Origin of the sequence: Pseudonocardia sp. Ae331_Ps2, assembly GCF_001932405.1 — a bacterium.
Classification (GTDB): domain Bacteria; phylum Actinomycetota; class Actinomycetes; order Mycobacteriales; family Pseudonocardiaceae; genus Pseudonocardia.
This window is the reverse complement of the sequence record NZ_MCIM01000001.1, coordinates 3,947,726-3,969,880: the sequence shown is the minus strand read 5'-3', so window position 1 is coordinate 3,969,880 and position 22,155 is coordinate 3,947,726. Positions and strand designations below refer to the sequence as shown.

Annotated in this window: 21 protein-coding genes; 12 read left to right on the top strand and 9 right to left on the bottom strand. The window is 75.6% G+C overall.

Annotated features, from left to right (window positions below):
- Positions 1–56 precede the first annotated feature (56 nt).
- The 7 genes from Ae331Ps2_RS34310 to Ae331Ps2_RS19005 all read left to right on the top strand — a co-directional run bounded on the left by Ae331Ps2_RS34310 (position 57) and on the right by Ae331Ps2_RS19005 (position 5,835).
- Positions 57–134 carry a putative leader peptide gene (locus Ae331Ps2_RS34310; RefSeq protein ID WP_369804876.1) on the top strand — a complete coding sequence of 26 codons (78 nt, stop codon included), beginning with the start codon at positions 57–59 and terminating at the stop codon, positions 132–134.
- A 486-nt stretch (positions 135–620) separates the two neighbouring features.
- Positions 621–1,466 carry an ABC transporter permease gene (locus tag Ae331Ps2_RS19030; RefSeq protein WP_075307371.1) on the top strand — a complete coding sequence of 282 codons (846 nt, stop codon included), beginning with the start codon at positions 621–623 and terminating at the stop codon, positions 1,464–1,466.
- 17 nt (positions 1,467–1,483) lie between these two features.
- Entirely contained in the window at positions 1,484–2,182 is a 699-nt protein-coding gene (locus tag Ae331Ps2_RS19025; RefSeq protein ID WP_249265275.1) for an ABC transporter ATP-binding protein, read from the top strand.
- Positions 2,179–3,294, top strand: a complete 1,116-nt coding sequence (locus Ae331Ps2_RS19020) for an LLM class flavin-dependent oxidoreductase (RefSeq protein ID WP_075307375.1) — start codon at positions 2,179–2,181, stop codon at positions 3,292–3,294. Before Ae331Ps2_RS19025 ends, Ae331Ps2_RS19020 begins: the two co-directional genes overlap by 4 nt.
- The gene (locus Ae331Ps2_RS33400; RefSeq protein ID WP_075307377.1) at positions 3,291–4,376 is read left to right on the top strand and encodes an Rrf2 family transcriptional regulator; all 1,086 of its coding nucleotides are present in this window, start codon (positions 3,291–3,293) and stop codon (positions 4,374–4,376) included. Before Ae331Ps2_RS19020 ends, Ae331Ps2_RS33400 begins: the two co-directional genes overlap by 4 nt.
- Positions 4,377–4,444: 68 nt before the next feature.
- Positions 4,445–4,855, top strand: coding sequence for a cupin domain-containing protein (locus Ae331Ps2_RS19010; RefSeq protein ID WP_075312065.1), 411 nt, complete (start codon positions 4,445–4,447; stop codon positions 4,853–4,855).
- On the top strand, positions 4,852–5,835 hold the full coding sequence (locus Ae331Ps2_RS19005; protein WP_020623945.1) for an ABC transporter substrate-binding protein: 984 nt from the start codon (positions 4,852–4,854) through the stop codon (positions 5,833–5,835). The genes Ae331Ps2_RS19010 and Ae331Ps2_RS19005 overlap by 4 nt, the downstream gene beginning before the upstream one ends.
- A 76-nt stretch (positions 5,836–5,911) precedes the next feature.
- Here the strand turns inward: Ae331Ps2_RS19005 and Ae331Ps2_RS19000 are convergent, their stop codons facing one another.
- Positions 5,912–7,081: an LLM class flavin-dependent oxidoreductase gene (locus tag Ae331Ps2_RS19000; RefSeq protein ID WP_075307379.1), complete on the bottom strand. Its 1,170-nt coding sequence runs from the start codon at positions 7,079–7,081 to the stop codon at positions 5,912–5,914.
- Positions 7,082–7,270: 189 nt separating this feature from the next.
- On the opposite strand from Ae331Ps2_RS19000, the gene Ae331Ps2_RS34305 reads away from it, so the two are divergent.
- From Ae331Ps2_RS34305 to Ae331Ps2_RS18990, 3 genes are all read left to right on the top strand, one after another.
- Positions 7,271–7,372 (top strand): putative leader peptide, encoded by a 102-nt coding sequence (locus Ae331Ps2_RS34305; protein WP_371336394.1) that lies wholly within the window; start codon positions 7,271–7,273, stop codon positions 7,370–7,372.
- Between the two features lie 232 nt (positions 7,373–7,604).
- The gene (locus tag Ae331Ps2_RS18995; RefSeq protein WP_075307381.1) at positions 7,605–8,828 is read left to right on the top strand and encodes an acyl-CoA dehydrogenase family protein; all 1,224 of its coding nucleotides are present in this window, start codon (positions 7,605–7,607) and stop codon (positions 8,826–8,828) included.
- Entirely contained in the window at positions 8,825–10,231 is a 1,407-nt protein-coding gene (locus Ae331Ps2_RS18990) for an LLM class flavin-dependent oxidoreductase (RefSeq protein ID WP_075307383.1), read from the top strand. Before Ae331Ps2_RS18995 ends, Ae331Ps2_RS18990 begins: the two co-directional genes overlap by 4 nt.
- A gap of 114 nt (positions 10,232–10,345) precedes the next feature.
- Here the strand turns inward: Ae331Ps2_RS18990 and Ae331Ps2_RS18985 are convergent, their stop codons facing one another.
- The 6 genes from Ae331Ps2_RS18985 to Ae331Ps2_RS32115 form a co-directional block, all read right to left on the bottom strand.
- Entirely contained in the window at positions 10,346–11,974 is a 1,629-nt protein-coding gene (locus Ae331Ps2_RS18985) for an ABC transporter ATP-binding protein (protein ID WP_075307385.1), read from the bottom strand.
- Positions 11,971–12,861 (bottom strand): ABC transporter permease, encoded by an 891-nt coding sequence (locus Ae331Ps2_RS18980; protein WP_083695750.1) that lies wholly within the window; start codon positions 12,859–12,861, stop codon positions 11,971–11,973. Before Ae331Ps2_RS18980 ends, Ae331Ps2_RS18985 begins: the two co-directional genes overlap by 4 nt.
- Positions 12,858–13,817: an ABC transporter permease gene (locus Ae331Ps2_RS18975; RefSeq protein WP_075307387.1), complete on the bottom strand. Its 960-nt coding sequence runs from the start codon at positions 13,815–13,817 to the stop codon at positions 12,858–12,860. Before Ae331Ps2_RS18975 ends, Ae331Ps2_RS18980 begins: the two co-directional genes overlap by 4 nt.
- A gap of 1 nt (position 13,818) precedes the next feature.
- Positions 13,819–15,441: an ABC transporter substrate-binding protein gene (locus Ae331Ps2_RS18970; protein WP_075307389.1), complete on the bottom strand. Its 1,623-nt coding sequence runs from the start codon at positions 15,439–15,441 to the stop codon at positions 13,819–13,821.
- Positions 15,438–16,841: an ROK family protein gene (locus Ae331Ps2_RS18965; RefSeq protein ID WP_075307391.1), complete on the bottom strand. Its 1,404-nt coding sequence runs from the start codon at positions 16,839–16,841 to the stop codon at positions 15,438–15,440. Before Ae331Ps2_RS18965 ends, Ae331Ps2_RS18970 begins: the two co-directional genes overlap by 4 nt.
- A gap of 267 nt (positions 16,842–17,108) precedes the next feature.
- Complete coding sequence (locus Ae331Ps2_RS32115) at positions 17,109–17,246, bottom strand: putative leader peptide (RefSeq protein ID WP_158071509.1); 138 nt, start codon at positions 17,244–17,246, stop codon at positions 17,109–17,111.
- 296 nt (positions 17,247–17,542) lie between these two features.
- On the opposite strand from Ae331Ps2_RS32115, the gene Ae331Ps2_RS18960 reads away from it, so the two are divergent.
- Together Ae331Ps2_RS18960 and Ae331Ps2_RS18955 are read left to right on the top strand one after the other, a co-directional pair.
- Positions 17,543–18,472 (top strand): TauD/TfdA family dioxygenase, encoded by a 930-nt coding sequence (locus tag Ae331Ps2_RS18960; RefSeq protein WP_020623340.1) that lies wholly within the window; start codon positions 17,543–17,545, stop codon positions 18,470–18,472.
- Positions 18,473–18,570: 98 nt separating this feature from the next.
- Positions 18,571–20,910, top strand: a complete 2,340-nt coding sequence (locus tag Ae331Ps2_RS18955; RefSeq protein WP_075307393.1) for an arylsulfatase — start codon at positions 18,571–18,573, stop codon at positions 20,908–20,910.
- Positions 20,911–20,989: 79 nt separating this feature from the next.
- Here Ae331Ps2_RS18955 and Ae331Ps2_RS18950 read toward each other — a convergent pair whose 3' ends face one another.
- Together Ae331Ps2_RS18950 and Ae331Ps2_RS18945 are read right to left on the bottom strand one after the other, a co-directional pair.
- Complete coding sequence (locus tag Ae331Ps2_RS18950) at positions 20,990–21,742, bottom strand: alpha/beta fold hydrolase (RefSeq protein ID WP_075307395.1); 753 nt, start codon at positions 21,740–21,742, stop codon at positions 20,990–20,992.
- A complete protein-coding gene (locus tag Ae331Ps2_RS18945; RefSeq protein ID WP_020623337.1) occupies positions 21,742–22,110 on the bottom strand; it encodes a DUF1330 domain-containing protein in 369 nt (122 codons plus the stop codon). Before Ae331Ps2_RS18945 ends, Ae331Ps2_RS18950 begins: the two co-directional genes overlap by 1 nt.
- Positions 22,111–22,155: the final 45 nt, after the last annotated feature.

Here is a 22,155-nt window from a genome sequence, read left to right as displayed (position 1 = left end):
CCCCAATCCCAACTCCAGGGGTTGGGTTTCGGACGCGGGCCGGTTACCGTCACCGTATGTCCGTTCCGGTTCCGCTGACCACGCGCGCGCACATCGACCTCGCGCGCGTCGCGTCGGCGCTCTGTCGGTCCTGACACCGCTCCCGCCGCGCCGCGCCGCCGACCGCACCGCCCGGCCGACCGCGGCACCCGACGGTGACCGCGACCGCACCACCGGCGAACCACGACCGCGGTGCCGGCCCGGCACCCGGCCCACCGGAACGGTTCCCGCCGGGGTCCACCTCGTTCCGGGGCGGTGCGGCGGTTCCCCACAGCGCCGCCGCACCGGCCCCACCGAGGCACCGGACCGCCCGGCAGCACTGACCCCACCGGCCGACGCGAGGGCACCGGTCCCGCCGTACCGCCCGACGCGTCGAGCCACGGCGTGCCGGCACCGCCGGCGCCCCACCCGCACCCGACCCGCCCGGCGACGGCCCACCCGCACCACACCGCCACGTCCGTCCGGCACCGACCTCCGCACCGGACCTCCGCGTCCGGCATCCGCATCCGGCATCCGCACCGCCCGAGCCGCACCGGCGACCCGGGCCGGCCGGGCATGCCCTCCGAGCCCCAGGAGCCCCCATGACGACCACCTCCGAACGGGAGCGCACCAGCTCCCCACCCGAGGTCGAGACCCTCCGCACCCGCCACACCCGAGGCCCGGACCGGGTGCCCCGCTGGGTGGTCAAGACCGCCTCCCCGGTCGTGCTCATCGCGCTGTGGCAGGTGCTGTCGAGCACCGGGATCCTCCCCCGCGACGTCCTCGCCTCGCCCGCGACCGTCGCGGTCACCGCCGCCGAGATGTGGGCCGACGGCGCGCTGCAGAGCGCGGTGGCCGTGTCGAGCGTGCGGGTGCTGTCCGGCATCGCGATCGGCCTCGTCGCCGCCGTGCTGCTCGCCACCCTGTCCGGGCTGTTCCGCCGCGGCGAGGACGTGATCGACGCGCCCGTGCAGATGCTGCGCACGGTGCCCGTCATCGGGCTCATCCCGCTGCTGATCATCTGGTTCGGCATCGGCGAGGAACCCAAGATCGCGCTCATCGCGCTCGCCGTGACCTTCCCGCTCTACATGAACCTGTTCGGCGGGATCCGCAACGTCGACGCGACCCTCGTCGAGGCCGCCCGCACCCTGGGGCTCGGCTGGTTCGGCCAGGTCCGCCACGTGATCCTGCCCTCGGCGATGCCCCAGTTCCTGGTCGGTCTGCGCTACGCGCTGGGCACCGCGTGGCTCGCCCTGGTCTTCGGCGAGACGATCAACGCCACCTCCGGGATCGGCTACGAGATGAACACCGCCCGGGAGTTCTTCCAGACCGACGTGATCGTCGTCTGCCTCGCGCTCTACGCGGTGCTCGGGCTGGTCGGCGACCTCGTCGTGCGCACCCTGGAGAGGGGGCTGCTGTCGTGGCGACCGGCGTTCAGCGGACGGTGAGCACCACTGCGCGACCCGTGTCGGTCCGGGGCCTCGGCCGGCACTTCGGTGACCGGGCCGTCCTGACCGACCTCGACCTGGACATCGAGCCCGGTCAGTTCGTGGCGCTGCTCGGGGCCTCGGGCTGCGGCAAGTCCACCCTGCTGCGGATCCTGGCCGACCTCGACAACGACGTCAGCGGCGAGGTCACCGTCGCCCGCCGACGGGCCGTCGGGTTCCAGGCGCCGCGTCTGCTGCCGTGGAAGAAGGTGTGGCGCAACGTCGTGCTCGGCCTGCCAGGGCGCCCCGACCGCGCCCGCGCCGAGGCCGCCCTGACCGAGGTCGGCCTCGCCCACCGCACCGACGTGTGGCCCAAGGTCCTCTCCGGCGGCGAGGCCCAGCGCGCGGCGCTGGCCCGCGCCCTCGTCCGTGACCCGGACCTGCTGCTGCTCGACGAGCCGTTCTCCGCGCTCGACGCGCTCACCCGGATCACCGCCCGCGGGCTCGTCGACGAGCTGTGGCAGCGCCACCGGTGCGCGGTGCTGCTCGTGACCCACGACGTCGAGGAGGCGCTCGTGCTCGCCGACCGCGTCCTGGTGATGGACGGCGGCCGGATCGCGCACGACGCACCGGTGGATCTCCCCCGCCCCCGCGACGTCACCGACCCCGACTTCCAGCGCCTGCGTGCCGACCTGCTCGGCCGCCTCGGCGTGCACCGACCCCAGGAGCGCACATGAGCATCGAGTTCATCGGCATGATCGGGACCCAGGAGGTCTCGGAGATCCTGCCGGCCACCGGCCCGGTCCTCGACCCGGCGCTCGTGCGCCGGTTCGCCGCCGTCCACGAGGAGGCCGGCTTCGACAAGGTCCTCATCGGCCACTCGTCGTCCACCCCGGACGGGCTGCAGGTCGCCGCGTACGCGGCCGCGCACACCGACCGGCTCGGCTTCCTCGTCGCGCACCGGCCCGGCTTCACCGCCCCCACCCTGGCCGCCCGCCAGTACGCGACGCTCGACCACTTCAGCGGCGGTGGCCGGGTCGCGATGCACGTCATCTCCGGGGGCAGCGACACCGACCAGCGCCGCGACGGCGACTGGCTCGGCAAGGACGAGCGCTACGCCCGCACCGACGAGTACCTCTCGGTCGTGCGCCGGGCCTGGACCGAGCGCGAGCCCTTCGACCACGCCGGCGAGCACTACCGGGTCGCCGGGGTCGCCCAGGAGATCCGCCCGCTCGGCCCGATCCCGGTGTACTTCGGCGGGTCCTCCGAGGCCGCGTACCGGGTGGGCGGGCGGCACGCCGACGTCTTCGCACTGTGGGGCGAGCCGCTGGCCGGGACCGCCGAGCAGATCGCCCGGGTGCACGAGGCCGCCCGCGCCGCGGGCCGCACCGAGCCGCCCCGGATCAGCGTGTCGTTCCGCCCGATCCTCGGCGACACCGAGGAGCAGGCCTGGGCCCGCGCGCACGACGTACGGGACCGGATCGTCGCCGCCCGCGGCGGTCACGGCTCGTTCACCGGCACCCGGATGCGCGAGCCGGGGGCGCCGGCCAACGTCGGGTCCCAGCGCCTGCTCGCCGCCGCCGAGGCCGGGGAGCTCCACGACCGCTGCCTGTGGACCGCCACCGCGGCGGCCTCCGGAGCGGCCGGCAACTCCACCGCGCTGGTCGGCACCCCGGACACCGTCGCCGCCGCGCTCGCCGACTACGTCGACATCGGTGTCACCACGCTGCTCATCCGCGGCTACGACCCGATCGACGACGCCCGCCGCTACGGCCGCGAGCTGCTGCCCGCGGTGCGCGCCGAGCTCGCCCGCCGCGGCGCGGCCGCCGGGGTGGGGGTCCCCGCGTGAGCGCACCCGCCACCACCGGCACGGTGTGGACGCCCGAGGGGACCTCGCGGGGCACCGTCGCCGTCCTGACCGGCCGCGGCGAGCACCCCGGCCTCTACGCCCGCCTCGGGCGGCGGCTCGCCGTCGACGGGTGGACCCTCGCCGTGCCCGCTCCCGGTGCCGGGGCCGACGAGGTCACCGCCGCACTGGCCGGCGCGACCGGGGCCCGGGTGCTGCTCGGGTCCGACACCGGCGCGCTGCGCGCCTGGGAGCTGGCCGGGGCCGTCCGCCCGGACGGGCTCGTGCTGGCCGGGCTGCCCACGGGCGCCCCGGGCGAGCCGCCCGCGGACCGGGCCGGGGAGCTCGACGCCCGGACCGCCTGCCCGGTGCACCGCGGGCTCCTCGAGTCCGACCCCGACTTCGCCTGGGGCGCGCTCGCGCAGGTCCCGCCCCCGCCGCCGTCCGACCCGCTGCCCGACGCGGCGGTGCTGTGGCTGCACGGCGACGCCGACCCGGTCGCCCCGGTCGCCGGGATCCGGTCGCTGGCCCGTCCGGGCGACGACGTGGCCGTCGTCGTCGACGGGGTGCACGACGTGCTGAACGACCAGTTCCACCGGATCGTCGCCGCACGGCTCGTGCAGTTCCTCGAACGCCTCGCCAAGGGTGCCCGCTTCGCCGAGGAGGTGGCGCCCGTCGCGGCGGGGCCCGCCCGGTCGCGCCGCGCCGCGCCGCTGAACGTCTCCGCGCGGCTCGACCACGCGATGCGCGCACTCGCCGAGCTCGTCGCCGCCGACGGTGCGACCGTCACCTGCGACGCGATGGCCCGCGCCCGAGGTGTCCCGCTCAACTCCCTGGTCAACGTGATGCTCGCGCTGCGCCGGGCCGGTCTGGTGACCAGCCGTCGTGGCTGCGAGGGCGGCTACCGGCTGGCCCGCCCGGCCGCGGAGATCACCGTCGCCGACGTCGTGCGCGCCACCGAGGGCTCGATCGCCTCGGTCCGCGGGACCGGCCCGGCCGCCCCGCTGTGGGCGGACCTGGAGCGCACCGTCGCCGACTTCCTGACCACCCGCACCCTGACCGCCCTGGAGGGCGATACCCGGTGACCACGCACGCGCACGGGACCGACCCGTTCCACCCCGACCTCGCCCCCACCCCGCCGGACCACGCCCGGGTGCACCTCGTCCGCGGTGCCGACCTGTCCGGCGACACCGCCCAGACCAGCGGCATGTCCCGCCGCGAGGCCGTGAGCGGACGGACCGTCGGCTCCTCGAAGCTCTGGACCGGCGAGACCCACGTCGCCCCCGCCACGAACTCCGGCGACCACCACCACGGCGAGGCCGAGACCTCCATCTACGTCGTCTCCGGCCGACCCCGGTTCGTGTTCCACGACGGCACCGGCGAGGTCGTCCTGCAGACCGAGCCCGGCGACTACGTGTTCGTGCCGCCGTGGGTCCCGCACCGCGAGGAGAACCCCGACCCCGAGGTGCCGGCCGTCGTGGTCATCTCCCGCAGCACGCAGGAGGGGATCGTCGTGAACCTGCCCTCGCTCACCCCGCTCACCGACCCGGAGACCACCCCGTGACCCGCCGTCCGCTGCTCGCCCTGCCCGCCCTGCTCGCCGCGCTCGCGCTGCTGCTCACCGGCTGCTCCGGCGCGGCCGACGACGGCCCGGTCGACCTGTCTCAGGTCACCCTGCGGGTCGGTGACCAGGCCGGCATCCAGCAGGCCCTGCTCAACGCCTCCGGCGCGCTCGACGGCGCGCCGTACCGGGTCGAGTGGGCACAGTTCCCGGCGGCCGCGCCGCTGCTGGAGGCGCTGCGCAGCGAGGCGATCGACGTCGGCGTCGCCGGCGACGCACCCACCCTGACCGCGCTGTCCTCCACCGACCGCATCAAGATCGTCGAGGCGACCCGGTCCCCCAGCCAGGGCGGGCTGGCGCTGCTCGTGCCGAAGGACTCGCCGATCCGGTCGGTCGCCGACCTGCGCGGGAAGACGGTCTCGCCGACCACCCAGGGCAGCATCGGGCACTACCTGCTGCTGCGCGCGCTGGAGGAGGCCGGGGTGCGGCCGGACGAGGTCACCATCTCGTTCCTGCAGCCGGTCGACGCCGCCGCCGCGATGAACTCCGGCGCGATCGACGCCTGGTCGACCTGGGACCCCTACACCGCGGTCGCCCAGCAGGAGTCCGGCGCCCGGGTCCTGCGCGACGCGAAGGGCCTCGGTACCGGGCTGACCTTCCTCGACGCCAACACCGCGGCGCTGGACGACGCCGGCACCCGCGCGGCCCTGACCGACTTCACCGAGCGCTACGGCCGCGCGCTGCAGTGGGCCCGGGAGAACTCCCGGGAGAACGCCGCCATCTACGCGGAGCTGACCAAGCGGCCCGCCGCCGTCGCCGACCTGATGGCGCAGCGGGCGCTGCGCGACACCCAGCCGCTGTCCCCGGAGCTCGTCGCCGAGCTGCAGGGGGTGGCCGACCGCTACTCCGACTACGGCGTGCTGCGCAACCGGGTGGACGTGGCCTCCGCGGTCGAGGACCTGCGCGCCCCCTCCGGCTCCTGACCCGGCCGGACCTGCCCCACCGATCGGTGGGGCGGGTCCGGTCCGTCCTGCCGCGCCACGGCGGGCGCGGCGTGGTTCACGTGCGGTAGTCGGCGGCGAACGGCACGGAGCGGGCGGCGTCGGTGACATCGGCGACGCCGTCGGGCGGGGTCCACAGGCCGCGCTCGCGCAGCACCGGCATGACCCCTTCGCCCATCCACCACGCCTCCTCCAGGTGGGGGTAGCCGGAGAGGACGAACTCGTCGATGCCGGCCTCGTGGTACTCGGCGATCCGATCCGCGACCTCGGTGTGGCTGCCGACGAGCGCGGTCCCCGCACCACCCCGGACCAGGCCGACACCGGCCCACAGGTTCGGGGCGATCGTCAGCTCCTCGACCGAGGTCTTGACCCCGCCGTGCAGCGCGCGCATCCGGCGCTGGCCCTCCGACTCGCTCGCGGCCAGACCCGCCTGCACACCCGCGATGGTCTCGGGGTCGAGCGCGTCGAGGAGCCGGTGCGCCTGCGCCCACGCCTCGTCGGCGGTGTCGCGGGTGATCACGTGCAGCCGGATCCCGAAGCGCACGGTGCGCCCGCGGTCTGCGGCGAGCTTGCGGATCCGTTCGATCTTCTCGTGGACGGCCTCGACCGGTTCGCCCCAGGTCAGGTAGACGTCGGCGTGCTCGGCGGCGACCTGGGCCGCGGCCGGTGAGGAGCCGCCGAAGTAGACCGGCGGGACCGGGTCGGGCAGCCGCGACAGCGACGCCTGCTCGACCCGCACGTGCTCGCCGTCGAGGTCGACGGTCTCGCCGCGCCACAGCCGGGTGACGACCGAGAGGAACTCCCCGGTGCGGGCGTAGCGGGAGTCCTTGTCGAGGAAGTCGCCGTAGGCGCGCTGCTCGCGCGACTCGCCGCCGGTGACGACGTTGAGCAGCAGCCGGCCGCCGGAGTGCCGCTGGAAGGTGGCGGCCTGCTGGGCGGCGAGCGTCGGGGAGATCGACCCGGGCCGGAACGCGACGAGGAACCTCAGGCGCTCGGTGTGGGCCACGAGCATCGCGGTGGTGAGCCACGCGTCCTCGCACCAGGCGCCGGTCGGGGTGAGGGCACCGTCGAACCCGGCCTGCTCCGCGGCACGAGCGACCTGGGTGAGGTAGCCGATCGAGGCGGGGCGGAGGGCGCCGGCGGACCCGGTCGCGTTCCCGTGGCCTCCCCCGACGAGATGGCGGCCGGCGCCCATCGTGGGCAGGAACCAGTGCAGCGTGACTCCCATCCGGCAGACGCAACAGGGCGGAACCGGCCGGCGCAAGTCGGTGGGGACCACGGTCACACCATGCTCCACAGTGGACCGTCCACCCCGCGGGACACCTGTCCGGACGCCTGGGAGCGGGTCTCCCACCAGGCAGGACGCCGGTGATCCGGGTCGCCGACGCCTTGGGAAGCGGAGCCGGTCGCGGCTACCGTGGACCCCGTGACCGGATCGGTGCTGTTGACCACGCGGGGCCATGTCGACCTCGCGCGCGTGGCGTCGGCGCTGTGTCGTCGCCCGCTCCGCCGCCGCTGAGGCCGCGCACCCACAAGCCCGGATCCGCTCCGCGCCCGCCCCACGCGCCCGCCGCACCGGGACCGCCTCCGACGGCCACCTCCGGCCGGCCCGCCTGCCGCAGGGCGGAGCGGACCCGCCCGTGCGACCGGCCCCGCACGGCGGCGACCGTCCGTGCCCCGACCCCGCCACCACCGCGCCACCACCCCGCCACCGTGCCCGGCGCGCCACCGGCCCCACCGGAAGGACCCCCATGACCACGACCTCCCCCGCCCCCACCGGCACCGACGGCCGGGCCGCCTGGACCGACGAGCAGCTCGACGCCGTCTTCGCGCCGGTGTTCGCCCGCATCGCCGAGGGCGCGGTCGCCCGTGAGCAGGGCCGCACCCTGGCCCACGACGAGGTGGCCGCGCTGCGCGCGGAGCGCTTCGGCGCCCTGCGGCTGCCCGTGGAGCTCGGCGGCTACGGCGCCACCGTGCGCCAGCAGTTCCGGCTGCTCGTCGACCTCGCCGCCGCTGAGTCGAACCTGCCGCAGGCACTGCGCGTGCACTGGTGGTACGTCGACGACCTGCTGCTGGCCGCCCCGGGCCCGGACCGCGACGCCCGGCTGGCGGCCGTCGCCGAGGGGCGGCTGGTCGGCAACGCCATCACCGAGCCCGGCGTCGGCGCGATCGACCGCTACCGCACCACCCTGACCTCCGACGGCGACGGCTACCGCCTCGACGGCACCAAGTACTACTCGACCGGCAGCCTCTACGCCGACCAGATCCTGGTCGCCGCCGACCTCGACGGGCAGCGCGTGTCCGTGCTCGTCGACGGCGACGCCCAGGGCGTCGTGCAGCACGACGACTGGGACGGCTTCGGGCAGCGCCTCACCGCCAGCGGCACCACCGAGTTCCACGGCGTCGCCGTCCCCCGCGAGCGGGTCCTCGGACCCGGGTACGGCACCGAGGGCCGCGGCTGGGGCACCTCCTACCTGCAGCTCGTCCAGCTCGCCGTGCTCGCCGGGATCGCCCGCCGCGCCACCGACGACGTCAGCGCCTGGGTCCGCGAGCGCACCCGCACCTTCACCCACGCCCCGGCCGACCTGCCCCGCCACGACCCGCTCGTCCAGCAGGTCATCGGGCGGCTGTCGGCGGCCGCCTGGTCCTCGCGTGCCCTGGTGCTGGCCATCGCCGAGCAGCTCGACACGCTGCTCGCCGCGGGCGGGGAGGACCCGGAGCTGCTCGACCGGGTCGAGCTCGACGTCGCCCATGCCCAGGCCACGATCATCCCCGCGGTGCTCGACGCGACCACCCAGCTGTTCGAGGTCGGCGGTGCCTCCGTGACCTCGGAGAAGCTGCGGCTGGACCGGCACTGGCGCAACGCGCGGGTCATCTCGGTGCACAACCCGTTGATCTACAAGCTGCAGTCGGTCGGGGACCACGTGCTCAACGGGACCGACCTGCCCTACGCCTGGAGCGCCGGCAAGCGATGAGCCGCGCGATCGACCCGGCACCGCGCCGCATCCATCTGAACGCCTTCGACATGACGTGCGCCGGGCACCAGTCACCCGGCCTGTGGCGCCACCCGCAGGACCGCTCGCACACCTTCCACGACCTGCGCTACTGGACCGAGCTGGCGCAGCTGCTGGAGCGCGGCGGGTTCACCAGCCTGTTCATCGCCGACGTCGTCGGCCTCTACGACGTCTACCGCGACGGCCCCGAACCGGCGATCCGCGACGGCGTGCAGGTCCCCGTCGGCGACCCGACCCTGGCCGTCTCGGCGATGGCCGCGGTCACCGAGCGGCTCGGCTTCGGGATCACCGTGTCGCTGACCTACGAGAAGCCCTACGCGCTCGCCCGGCGGTTCTCCACCCTGGACCACTACACCCGGGGCCGGGTCGCGTGGAACGTCGTCACCTCCTACCTGGAGTCCGCGGCCCGCAACCTGGGGCTGGAGAAGCAGGTGCCGCACGACCGGCGCTACGACGTCGCCGACGAGTTCATGGAGGTCTGCTACCAGCTGTGGGAGGCGTCCTGGGACGACGACGCGGTGCTGCTCGACCGGGACAAGGGTGTCTACACCGACCCGGCGAAGGTCCGTCCGATCGGCCACCACGGCGAGTTCTTCGACGTGCCGGGCATCGGCCTGACCGAGCCCTCCCCGCAGCGCACGCCGACGATCTTCCAGGCAGGCGCCTCCGCACGCGGCACGACGTTCGCCGCCCGGCACGCCGAGGGCGTCTTCGTCATCTCCCCGACCCCGGAGACACTGGCCCCGCGGGTCGCCGAGCTGCGCAGGCAGACCGCCGAGCAGGGCCGCGACCCCCGTGCGGTGAAGGTCTTCACGATGGTCACCGTGGTCACCGGCGCCACCGACGAGCAGGCCAGCGAGCGCTACGCCGACCTCGCGCAGTACGTGAGCCTGGAAGGTGCCCTCACCCTCTACGGCGGCTGGTCCGGCCTGGACCTGTCCACGATGGACCCCGACGAGCCACTGCGGTTCGCCGAGACCGAGGCCATCCGCAGCGCGGTCGAGCTGTTCACCACGGCCGATCCGACACGGGAGTGGACGCCGCGGGCGATCGCCGAGCACATCGGGATCGGCGGGATGGGCGCCGTCGTCGTGGGCGGGCCGCAGACGGTCGCCGACGAGCTGGAACGCTGGGCCGAGGTCGCCGACGTCGACGGCTTCAACCTCGCCTACGCGGTCACCCCCGGCACCTTCGCCGACGTCGTGGAGCACGTGGTGCCCGAGCTGCGCCGGCGTGGGGTGCTCGCCGAGGCCCCGGAGGGCGCGACCCTGCGCGAGCACCTGCAGGGTGCGGGCCAGGCACGGGTCCGTGCCGACCATCCCGCGGCCGTCCACGCCCGGCGCCGGGGCGCCGCCCCCGCCTGACCCCGGTTCCCGGTCCGGACCCGGCCCCGGCCCCACGGTCCTGCTCCCCACTGCACGAGCGGACCGGTCGTACGGACCCTGCCGGACGACCGGTCCGCTCGTGCGGGGCGGGTGTCAGATCCGGGCGGGGACGCGGGGCACGGTGTCGACGAGGCGGCGGGTGTAGTCGTGCCGCGGGGTCCCGAACACCTGGGCCGGCGTGCCGAGCTCGACCACCTCCCCCGCCCGCAGGACGGCGACGCGGTCGGAGACCCGGTCGACGACCGCGAGGTCGTGGCTGACGAACAGGCAGGCGAACCCCAGCTCGCGCTGCAGCGACGCGAACAGCTCCAGCACCTCGGCCTGCACCGACACGTCCAGCGCGCTGGTCGGCTCGTCGGCGATCAGCAGCCGCGGCGACAGCGACAGGGCCCTGGCCAGCGCGACCCGCTGGCGCTGCCCGCCCGACAGCTCGCCGGGCCGGCGGGTCGCGAACTCCCGTGGCAGGCGGACCGACTCCAGCAGCTCGCCCACCCGGGAGCGCAGCTCCGGGCCGGTCCGGGCGCCGTGCACCCGCAGCGGCTCGGCGACCGAGTCCTCCACGGACCGGCGCGGGTCCAGCGACGCCGCCGGGTCCTGGTGCACCATCGCCAGCCCGCGACGCACCCGGCGCAGCCCGGAGCGCGACAGCCCGGCCAGGTCGGTGCCGTCGAGCAGCACCCGGCCCTGCGCCGGCGGGAGCAGCCCGGCCGCTGCCCGGCCGATCGTGGTCTTGCCCGACCCGGACTCGCCCACGAGCCCGACGACCTCGCCGGGCGCCACGTCCAGGCTCACGGCGTGCACGGCCCGGAACGCGGGCCGGCCGCGCCGGGGCGGGTGCACCACCGACAGGTCCTGCAGGGACAGCACCGGCACCGGCCCCTCCGGGTCGCGCGGCGCGGGGACGTCGGCGGCCTGCGCCACCGCCGCGACGGCGCTCCCCCGCGGCCGGTCGGCGAGCGTCGGCACCGCCGCGAGCAGAGCCCGCGTGTAGTCGGTCGCCGGCCGGTCGAACAGGTCCGCGACGGAGCGCTGCTCCACCACCCGGCCGCGGTGCAGCACCACGACGCGGTCGGCGAGCTCGGCGACGACGCCCATGTTGTGGGTCACCAACAGCACGCCCACGCCGGTGCGGTCGCGCAGGTCGCGCAGCAGCTCCAGGATCCGCGCCTGCACGGTGACGTCGAGCGCGGTCGTCGGCTCGTCGGCCAGCAGCAGGTCCGGCTCCCCGGCCAGCGCCAGGGCGATCACGACGCGCTGCTTCTGGCCGCCGGAGAGCTGGTGCGGGTAGGACCGCACGCGGCGCTCGGGCTCGGGCAGGTCGACCAGCCGCAGCAGCTCCACCGCCCGGCGGCGGGCCTGCGCGCGCGGCACCCGGGCGTGCGCCCGGATCGCCTCGACGAGCTGCCAGCCGACCGTGCGCACCGGGTTCAGCGCGGTCTGCGGTTCCTGGAACACCATCGCGGCGCGGGTCCCGCGGACCCGGTCCAGCGCCTCCTCGGGTGCGCCGAGGACGGAGTCCCCGGCGAGCTCGACCGAGCCGGACGCCGTCGCGGCGTCGGGGAGCAGGCCGAGCACCGACCGCGCCGTCAGCGTCTTGCCCGACCCGGACTCACCGACCAGCGCGACGACCTCCCCGCGGCGCACCGTGAGGTCGACGCCGTCGACGGCGACCGTGTCGCCGAAGGAGATACGCAGGTCCCGCACGCTCAGCACGGTGCTCATCCGGCCACCCGCCGTCCCGCCGCGAGGGCCTGCGCGACGAGCAGGAAGCCCAGCGTCAGCATCGTGACCACGGCCAGCGGGCCGAGCGCCATCGCCGGGTTGACGTCGAGGTACAGCACCGAGTCGGCGACGATCGACCCGAGCGAGGGGTCCGGTGGCCGGACCCCGATACCGATGAAGCTCATGGCACCCTCCACGAAGACGGCGACGGACAACGACACCGCGACCTGCACACCGGCGGGCTCGGCGGCGCCCGGCAGCACGTGGCGGCGCAGCACCCACCAGCGCCCGGCCCCGACCACGGTGGCCGCCTCGACGTAGGGCATCTCCCGCACCCGCAGCGCGGCACCCCGCACGAGCCGCCCGAAGATCGGGATCTCGGCGAGGACGATCACCACGACCACCGCCGTCGTGCCCGGCCCGAGGACCGCGGCCAGTGCGATCCCGAGGATCAGCACCGGGAACGCGAGCAGCACGTCGAACACCCGCTGTGCGACGACGTCGACGGCCGCCGACAGACTCGACACCAGACCGACCAGGCCACCGGCGACCGCCCCGAGCGGCACCGCGACCGCGATGATCGACAGGTTGGCGAGGATGCCGTACAGCGTCCGGCTGAAGACGTCGCGGTTCACCTCGTCGGTGCCCAGCCAGTGCGCACCGGACGCGGGCAGCAGGTTCGCACCCGGGATCTGCGCCAACGGGTCGTACGGCGCGAGCAGCGGTGCGGCGAGACCGGCGAGCACGACGACGCCGACGAGCACCGCCCCGACCAGCCCGCGCCCGCGGTACAGCGCCGACAGCGCGTGCGGGCGGCGGGTGGGACCGGGCCGGGCCGGCGCGGCCGTCCTCGCCGGGAGGATCTCGCCGGGGGCGGTGACGGTCATGCGTTCCCTCCGATCCGCACCCGCGGGTCCAGCGCGGCGTGCAGGATGTCGGTGACCAGCTGGACGGCGACGAACACCGCGACCGACAGCAGCAGCAGGACCTGCACCACCGGGTAGTCGCGGCGGCTGATGCCCTGCTCGATCAGCTGACCGAGCCCGGGCCAGGTGAAGATCAGCTCGACCAGGACGGCGCCGCCGAGCAGGTTGCCGATCTGCAGCCCCAGCACGGTGGCGACCGTGGGGAGCGCGGCGGGCAGGGCGTGGGCGAGCACCAGACGCCGGCGGGGCACGCCGAGCGCGCGGGCGGTGAGCACGTAGGGCTGCGCGAGCTCGGTGCGCAGCGACTCCACGACGAACCGCGACAGCGCGCCGGCGACCGGCAGGGCCAGGCACACCGCCGGCAGCAGCAGGTACTGCCACGTCAGGTCGGGGCGGGCGAGGAACCCCCCGGGCGGGGTCCCGCCGGAGGGCAGCACCGGGAAGGCGACCGCGAACAGCAGCACCAGCACCACACCGGTGACGAACGTCGGGACCGCGAGCGCCAGCGTGGTGAACCCGGTGACGACGGTGTCGACCCACCGGGCCCGCGACAGCACGGCCGCGACCCCGACGACCAGCGACAGCCCCACGGCCAGGACGAGCGCGGCGCCGGCCAGCCAGAGCGTGTTGACCAGGCCGGCCGCCACCAGGGTGCCGATCTCACCGCCGATCAGGTACGAGCGGCCGAGGTCACCGGTGAGGACGTTCCCCAGCCACAGCACGTACTGCTCCCACACCGGCCGGTCGAGCCCGAGCGAGACCCGGATCGTCTCGACCACCTCGGGCGAGGCGTCCGGCCCGGCGAGCGTGGTCGCCGGGTCGCCGGGGACCAGGCGCAGCAGACCGAAGATCAGCACCGAGGCGAGGAACAGCACCGCGACCGCCGACGGCAGCCGGGAGATGACGAAGCGCAGCATGTCAGGCCGCCGTGTACGCGTCGGTGAGGTCGATCTCGGCCCGCTTGGACCAACCGACCCCCTGGACCCGGTCCGAGGCGGCGAGCTGGTTGAGCACCACGCCGATCTCGACCAGGAACAGGTGCTCGAGCAGCTCGTCGGACAGCGCCGTGTAGGCGCGGCCGAGGCCGGCGGTGTCGGTCGCGGGCAGCGTCCACGCGGTGGCGGCGGCCCGCTGGTAGTCGGGCGAGACGAACCGCGAGGAGTTCTTCTGCGCGTTGAAGGGGTAGGCGCTGACGGTCAGCGTCGACGGGGTGTGCTGGGCCCACGAGTGGAACGTCGTCCACAGCCCGGGGAACTGCGCGCCGATCAGCTGCTTCACGAACTGCGCGGAATCGACCGGCTGCAGCGTGGTGGTGATGCCGATCTCGGCGAGGTCGGCCTGCACGATCTGCGCGACCGGTTCGTGGACGGGGTGGCTGGCCGGGAACGTCAGCGGCTGCGGTGGCACGGTGCCGACCTCCGCGACGAGCGCACGGGCCCGGTCGAGGTTGCGGGTGTAGGTGGCGTTGCGGGCCTCGTCGTAGGCCGGGGAGCTCTTCGGCCACGGCAGGTTGATCGGGTAGCCGGAGCCGCGCAGCACCTCGTCGACGACCCGTTGCCGGTCGATCGCGTAGGCGACGGCCTGGCGGACCCGCACGTCGGACAGCCCGGGGGCGGTGACGTTCGCGCCCACGTAGGTCTGCAGCTCCGCGCCCTCCATGGTGATCGCGTGGAAGCCCTCGGCCGCGTCCAGGGTCGCGATGTCGCGGAACGGGAGCCCGCCGACGACGTCGAACCGGTTGGATCGCAGGCCGGCCAGCAGCGCCTGGGCGTCGCCGCCGATGCTCAGCTCGACCCGGTCGAGATAGGGCCGCTCGGGGTCGCGGAAGTGCTCGTTGCGCACGTAGACGATCGAGGTGTTCGGGGTCCAGGACTCGAACCGGAACGGGCCGGTCCCGACGAACGCCTCGCCACGCCCGAGCGCGTCGATGGTCGCGGAGTCCAGGATCGGGACGGTGTCGAGCAGGTCGAGGATGTTCGACAGGGGCTCCGCGAGCCCCAGCACCACCCGGTGCGGCTGCGAGGTGTCGAACGAGGTGACGGCGGCGGCGGTGCTGCGCAGCTGCGCGGTCCACTTCGGGTCGGCGTAGGTGCGGATCGAGAACTCGACGTCGGCCGAGGTGAACGGCCGGCCCCGCTCGGTGCCGCGGCCGTGGAAGAAGACGTCGTCACGCAGCTGCAGGGTCACCGTGCGGCCGTCCGGGCTGATCTCCCAGGACGTCGCGAGCCGCGGCTGCGGCTCGAACCCGGTGTTCGGCCGGCGGACCAGGGTGTCGTAGACCAGGCCGACGGTGGTCGTGACGCCGTCGTTGGAGTTGGTGAGGAAGTTGCCGGGCACCAGGTCGGTCCGAGCGGCCAGCTTCAGGGTCCCGCCGCGCACCGGTGCGCTCGCGGCGGCGTTCCCGGCGGCACGCCGCTCGTCGACGGCGGAGGCGCACCCGGTCAGGCCCGCACCGGCCGCGCCGGCGGCCAGGACACCGAGTCCGGCGCGGCGCAGCAGGCTGCGCCGGTCGAGCGGGGAGGACAGGAGTCGGGTGGTCATCGGTGGTTCGCCTCTCGGGGGGTGGTGGGGGTCGGGAACGGCCGAGGCGCCGCGCGCGCGTCGGCGGCGACCGCGGCGGCGCGGCGGGTGGTGCCGAGCGGGTCGGCGTAGATCGGGCGCAGGCCGGCGGTGCACGCGGCGACCGCCTGCAGTGCGGACCCGAAGGTGCCCGCCTGCAGGCTGATCGGCGGGAGCGCGCTCGCCTCGGCGAAGCTCCGGGAGACGTGGGCGAGCCCGGCCCGGTAGGCGGTGAACGCCTGCCCGGCGAGGACGACGCGGTCGGGGTTGAGCACGTCGCGGACCAGCGCGACGCCGCGGCCCAGCAGGGCGGCCCGCTCGGCGAGCAGGTCGTGCGCCCGTCGGTCGCCGCCCTCGGCCGCGCCGACCACCTTCTCGATCACGGGTGCGTCCACGATCCCGGCCGCGTGCGCGGCGCGGGCCACGGCGGAGTCGCCGGCGGCGGCCTCCAGGCAGCCGGTCCGCCCGCAGTGGCAGCGTTCCCGCCCCAGCACCCCGTCCCCGCCGACGGGCAGGTGGCTGACGGTGCCGGGTCCGCCGGCGGGGGCGTGCACCCTGCCGTCGACGGTGAGCACGGCACCGACGGCCTCGCGGGCGTAGACGTGCAGGGTGGTCCCCTCGTCGACGTGCGGGGACAGCAGCGACTCGGCGCCGGCCATCGCCTCGATCTGCGGGACGACGACGACCCCCGGCAGCCCGACCCGGTCGACGATGTCGGCGAGCGGGGCGGGGTCCCAGCCGAGCCGGGGGTGACCGAACCGGTCGCGCTCACCCGACACCTGGCCGCCGACCACGAGGCCGACCTGCAGCACGGTCCGCCCCGGGCCGCGGGAGGCGAACCGTCGCAGCCGGGCGGCGAGCCCGGCCAGCGCGGTGCCGGGCTCGGCGTCGCGCGGGGTGGGCACGTCGGTCGCCGACACCACGGTGCCCCGCAGGTCACCGACGGCGAGCGTGGTGCGGTGCAGACCGACGTGCAGGCCGAGCACGCCGAACCGGTCGGTGTCGATCTCCAGCGGGATGCGGGGCCTGCCGACCGTGCCCGTGGGCACGAGGTCGGGCCGCTCGCGGACCACTCCGGCGGCGACGAGCGCGACGACCTGGCGGTTCACCGTCGCGTGCGACAGCCCGGTGGCCGTGACGAGCTCGTCGCGGAACACCACCCCGGCTCGCCGGACGGCGCCGAGCACCGCCGCCGCGGCCGGCACGCCCGCCCCGGTGACCGGCTCGGGGGCCGCGGCGCGCACGACGGCGCGGTGGGCGGGACGGTGGCCGCCGACGTGGCGGACGTGGTGCGGACGGGGCCGGGCCGACGGGCGTGCGGTCGGGTCGGCGGGGGCGGAGGGGAGGTCGGCAGGGGGTCCGGGCGTGGTGGGGCCGGGCATCGGCGGTCCTCGGGGCGCGGGCCACGACGTCGCGCGGCCCCTCGGTGGGGTCCGCGGCGCGCGGTGGCCGGGTGGTCCTGGGTGTCGGCGGGCCCCGTCCGGGCCGCGGCGGCGGACGGTCGGGGCACGGCGGCGCCGGTGGGACGTGGACCCGGCGGGGCCGATCGAGGGGGCGCGCGGTCCGGGCGGGACAGTGCGGCGGGACCGCGGGTGCGGTGGCGCCGCGCCCGCTCCGGGGTCGCGGGACGCGTCAGGGCGTCGGGTTGGTCAGACCGGTCGACAGAGTGCGGTCGCCGTGCGGCACAGATCGACGTGCCGGCGCAGGACCAGGAAGGGCAGGACGCCGGGGACCAGGCCGCGGCGCACGCCGGGCCGCGGCCCGGGTCGGTCGCGGTCGTCACTCACACCGGTGACGCTAGCAGCGGCCGGGAGACCGGGTCGATGCCTGGAATCACGGCAGCGGATCACATTGACAACCGCGGCCCGCGCGGTCCCGGCGCAGGGGTTGGGATCGGCATGAGCGCAACCGTTGCCGCCGCCGCGGGCGCCTCCCTACCGTCGACGACGTGCCGGGACCGTGGTGCCCCGCTCCCCCACTCCGTCCGGAGTGGACGGTGGGCGGCCCGCCCGCCGGCGTCCTCCCGCCCCTGCCGCCGCGACCGGCGCCCCCGGGCCACCCGCACCCCACGTCTGGAGATCCGATGACCCTGCAGGCCGAGAACCCGACCCCCACCGCAGCCGCGCAGCCCGTCGTGCGCAAGGTCGGCGGACGCATCGGCGCCCGCGTCGAGGGCGTCCGCCTGGGCGGCGACCTCGACGCCGCCACCGTCGCCACGCTGCGCGCGGCGCTGCTCGAGCACAAGGCGCTGTTCTTCGGCGGACAGGGCCACCTCGACGACGAGTCGCACCTCGCGTTCGTCTCGCTGTTCGGCAGCCCGACCACCGCGCACCCGACCGTGCGCGGCGAGAAGACCCACGTGCTCCCGGTGGACTCCGACCGCGGCAAGGCCAACAGCTGGCACACCGACGTCACCTTCGTCGACCGCATCCCCGCGATCAGCTCGCTGCGCACGCTGGACCTGCCGCCCTACGGCGGCACCACCGTGTTCGCCAACACCGGCGCCGCCTACGCCTCGCTCCCGCTGCCGCTGAAGAACCTCGTCGACGAGCTCTGGGCGGTGCACACCAACGCCTTCGACTACGCCCGCGACGCCGAGACCACCACGGCGCCCGACGACGACCGGATCGCCGCCTACCGCGCCGAGTTCCGTTCCACCACCTACGAGACCGAGCACCCGGTGGTGCGCGTCCACCCGGAGACCGGCGAGCGGGTGCTCGTGCTCGGCCACTTCGTCCGGGAGTTCGTCGGGCTGAACTCCAAGGAGTCCCAGACCGTCTACCACCTGCTCCAGGACCGGATCGTCCGGCTGGAGAACACCGTGCGCTGGAACTGGTCCGACGGCGACTTCGTGCTGTTCGACAACCGGGCGACCCAGCACTACGCCGTCGCCGACTACGACGACCACCACCGCGCCCTGCGCCGGATCACCCTGGCCGGCGACATCCCGGTCTCGCCCAGCGGAGCGCGCAGCGTCGTGCGCACCGGCGACTCCTCGCACTACACGAACTAGGCCCGGCCGCCGGCCCGGCGCCCGCCCCCGCGGACGCCGGGCCGGCCCGCGTCACGCGCCCGTCCGCTTCCCGCCCGTCCCCGCCCGGAGGTCCCGTCGTGCCCACCGATCCCCCGCCCACCGCGGCCTCGCCGGTCCCGTCCGTCCCGCCCGGCGCACGGGGCTACGACGGGTTCGGCGGCACCATCGGCCGGACCGCCGCGACCTCGACGCGCTGGTGGCCGCCCGAGCCCGAGCGGGTCCGGCGACCGAACGTCGTCGTGGTCGTCGTCGACGACCTGGGCTACAGCGACATCGGCCCGTACGGCTCGGAGATCCCCACCCCGCACCTCGACCGGCTGGCCGAGGCCGGGCTCACCCTGGCCGAGCACCACACCGCACCGCTGTGCTCCCCGGCCAGGGCCGCGCTGCTGACCGGGCTCAACCCGCACCGGGCCGGGTACGGCTGGGTCGCCAACGCCGACCCCGGCTTCCCCGGCATGCGCCTGGAGCTGGGCGACGACGCCGCGACCCTCGCCGAGCACCTGCGCGCCGGCGGGTACGCCACGTTCGCCGTCGGCAAGTGGCACCTGGTCCGCGACGCGAACCTGGCACCCGGCCGGCCGCGGGACTCCTGGCCGACCCGGCGCGGGTTCGACCGCTACCACGGCTCGCTGGAGGGCCTGAACTCCTTCTTCCACCCCAACCAGATCACCGTCGACGAGCACGCCCTCGACGTCGACGAGTACCCGCCGGGCTACTACGTCACCGACGACCTCACCGACCGCGCGTGCGCGATGGTCTCCGAGCTGCGCGCGCACGACGCCACCCGGCCGTTCCTGCTGTACCTCGCGCACGTCGCGATGCACGGACCGCTGCAGGTGCCCGCCGCCGACCTCGCCGACCAGGAGGGCCGCTACGCCGCCGGGTGGGACGCCGTCCGCGAGGCCCGCTTCGCCCGCCAGCTCGACCGCGGCCTGTTCCCGCCCGGCACCCGGCAGGCCCCGCGCAACCCCGAACCCGGCTACGACGTGCCGCCGTGGGAGTCGCTGTCGCCCGACGAACGCCGCCGCTACGCCCGCTACATGGAGGTCTACGCGGCGATGGTGTCCACCGTGGACGCCTCGCTCGGCCGGGTCACCGCCCTGCTCGAGGAGCTGGGCGAGCTCGACGACACGATCATCGTGTTCACCTCCGACAACGGTGGCACCGCCGAGGGCGGCCCGGAGGGCACCCGCAGCTACTTCACCCGCTTCGTGCACCATCCCGTCCCCGCGGACTGGGAGCGCGACGTCGACCACGACGAGTCGCTCATCGGGTCCGAGGAGCTCGGCGTGCACTACCCGCGCGGCTGGGGACAGGTGTCGAACACCCCGTTCCGGTTCTACAAGGGGCAGACCTACGCCGGCGGGGTGCGGGTGCCGCTGCTGGTGTCCTGGCCGCGGGGCCTGCCCGCCGGACGGGTGCTGCGCGACTACACCTACGTCACCGACCTGGTCCCGACGCTGCTCGCGCTGACCGGGGTGCCCCGGCTCGCCGAGCGCGCGGGCACGCCGACCGCCGAGCCCGACGGCGTCGACCTGGGCGGGTTCCTGCGCGGCGAGGTGACCGCGAGCCCGCACATCGAGCAGTACTCCGAGATGGGCGGGCACCGCGGCCTCTACCGCGACGGCTGGAAGCTGCTCGCCCGCCACGAGCCGGGCCACCGCGACATCGACGACCCGGTTTGGGCGCTCTACGACGTGCGCACCGACCCCGCCGAGCTGGTCGACCTCGCCGCCGCCCATCCGCAGCGGGCCGCCGAGCTCGCCGCGGCCTGGGAGCGCACCGCCTGGGAGAACACCGTGTTCCCGCTGCTCGACCGCGGTGACCTGGCGGTGCGACGGCCGGGCGAGGCCCGCCTGGCCGAGCCGGTGCGGATCCTGCCCGGCACTCCGGTGCTGGAGCGCTACCGGTCCGCGCAGCTGGTCGCGTTCCGGTCGTTCGACGTCGAGGTCACCCTCGGCGGGCTCGCCCCGGGCGACGAGGGCGTGCTCGTCGCGCACGGCGACGCGTTCGGCGGCTACCTGCTCGCCGTCGAGGACGGGCGGCTGGTCGTGCTGCACAACGCGGGCGGCCGGGTGTCCACCGCGGACGGCCCGGCCCCGGCCGGAGCCCGCAGGGTCGTCCTGTCCGTGACGGCGACCCCGGACCTGCGCTGGCACCTCGCCGTCTCCGCCGACGGGGTCCCGGTCACCGCGCTGCCCGACCGGTGGGCGCTGACCGGGATGGCACCCTGGACCGGCATCTCGGTCGGCCGCGACGCCCGCGGGCCGGTGTCCTGGGCGCTGCGGCGGCGGCGCGGGATCTTCCGGTTCACCGGCGACCTGCGCGCGGTGACCTACCGGCCGGGCGCCCGCGTCGTGCCGGACGAGGTCGCCCGCACGGTCACCGCCGAGGCCGCGTCCCGGGCGGACTGACCCGTCGAACGGGCGGCCGGGCGGCGCCGTCGCGCTTCCCCCGTCCGCCCCCGGGCCGACCCCCACCGCCCGCCGTGCCTCAGCGCAGGCACGCCCAGAACCCGGTCAGCGCCGCGGCCCCACGGGCCGGCTCACGGGTCATCCACCAGTGGCCGAGACCGTCGAGGACCGCGACCCGGGCCCCGGCGCGGGTGGCCGCCCGGCGGCGTTGCTCCTCGGTGCCGACGACGTGGTCGGCGGTCGCCAGGACGGCGAGACCCGGCCGGGCCGCCGCGCGTTCCAGCGGCAGGCCGAGGCCGGGCGCACCGGCCGCGGCGGCGGACCGGTACAGGGAGAGCACCGCGCGGCCCATCTCCTCGCCCTGCCCGGCCGCGACGCGCGCCGCGACCGCCCGACCCATCCCGCGTTCCACCAGCACCGCGGCGCGCTCGGCGGGCGCGGCACCGAAGCGCGCCGCGACGTCGGCCTCGCCGACGCCCGGGGTCTGCCAGCGGCGGGCGAGCTCGTGCCACTCGTGGTCCGGGTCGAACACTCCGAGGGCGTCGCTGACCCAGCTGCGGACCAGGTGCGGGTGGCTCAGCACGACGTTGAGGACGTGGATGCCGCCGAAGTCGTGACCCACCAGGTCCACCGGCTCGCCGAAGGCCGCCAGCTCGCCGGCCAGCCAGTCGCGGTAGCCGGCCGGGGTGGCCTCGAACCCGGCGGGCAGGGGCGCACCGAAACCGGGCGGCGACAGGCACACCACGTCGGTCCGCGTGGGCGCGAGCTCCGCCAGCAGCAGGTCCCAGACCGCCGCCGTCTCGGGGTTGCCGTGGACGAACACCGCGGGCATCAGCCCGTCACCGGCGTCGTCGGCTGCAGGACCGACTCCACCAGCGCCTCGGTGCGCAGGTGGGTGATCGCCTGGTACTCGGGATCGCGCACCATGGCCGCGAAGGCCTCCCGGTCCGGGTAGCGGACCAGCACCACCATGTCCCACGCCTGCCCGCTCTCGGCGACCAGCGCCGGCTCACCGACACCGAGGTACACCACCTGCAGGCCGTAGCGGGGGTTGAGCTCGGCCCGGAGAGCGTCGGCGTAGCGCTGGTAGCTCTCCCGGCCGCCGTCCGGGCGGAACCGCAACAGGTTCAGCATCACGACCGGGCCACCGGGGTCGTCGGCCAGCAGGGCGTCCAGGGCGTGGTCTTCGATCTCGATCATCGGAACCTCCTGACACCCACCCTACACATACTTGTTGGATGACAC

Bases quoted from the DNA above. Each gene is read 5' to 3' on its own strand.
- Ae331Ps2_RS34310 (WP_369804876.1), top strand. From the start codon at position 57: ATGTCCGTTCCGGTTCCGCTGACCACGCGCGCGCACATCGACCTCGCG.
- Ae331Ps2_RS19030 (WP_075307371.1), top strand. From the start codon at position 621: ATGACGACCACCTCCGAACGGGAGCGCACCAGCTCCCCACCCGAGGTC.
- Ae331Ps2_RS19020 (WP_075307375.1), top strand. From the start codon at position 2,179: ATGAGCATCGAGTTCATCGGCATGATCGGGACCCAGGAGGTCTCGGAG.
- Ae331Ps2_RS19000 (WP_075307379.1), bottom strand. From the start codon at position 7,081: ATGGGAGTCACGCTGCACTGGTTCCTGCCCACGATGGGCGCCGGCCGC.
- Ae331Ps2_RS18995 (WP_075307381.1), top strand. From the start codon at position 7,605: ATGACCACGACCTCCCCCGCCCCCACCGGCACCGACGGCCGGGCCGCC.
- Ae331Ps2_RS18990 (WP_075307383.1), top strand. From the start codon at position 8,825: ATGAGCCGCGCGATCGACCCGGCACCGCGCCGCATCCATCTGAACGCC.
- Ae331Ps2_RS18985 (WP_075307385.1), bottom strand. From the start codon at position 11,974: ATGAGCACCGTGCTGAGCGTGCGGGACCTGCGTATCTCCTTCGGCGAC.
- Ae331Ps2_RS18980 (WP_083695750.1), bottom strand. From the start codon at position 12,861: ATGACCGTCACCGCCCCCGGCGAGATCCTCCCGGCGAGGACGGCCGCG.
- Ae331Ps2_RS18975 (WP_075307387.1), bottom strand. From the start codon at position 13,817: ATGCTGCGCTTCGTCATCTCCCGGCTGCCGTCGGCGGTCGCGGTGCTG.
- Ae331Ps2_RS18970 (WP_075307389.1), bottom strand. From the start codon at position 15,441: ATGACCACCCGACTCCTGTCCTCCCCGCTCGACCGGCGCAGCCTGCTG.
- Ae331Ps2_RS18965 (WP_075307391.1), bottom strand. From the start codon at position 16,841: ATGCCCGGCCCCACCACGCCCGGACCCCCTGCCGACCTCCCCTCCGCC.
- Ae331Ps2_RS18960 (WP_020623340.1), top strand. From the start codon at position 17,543: ATGACCCTGCAGGCCGAGAACCCGACCCCCACCGCAGCCGCGCAGCCC.
- Ae331Ps2_RS18950 (WP_075307395.1), bottom strand. From the start codon at position 21,742: ATGCCCGCGGTGTTCGTCCACGGCAACCCCGAGACGGCGGCGGTCTGG.
- Ae331Ps2_RS18945 (WP_020623337.1), bottom strand. From the start codon at position 22,110: ATGATCGAGATCGAAGACCACGCCCTGGACGCCCTGCTGGCCGACGAC.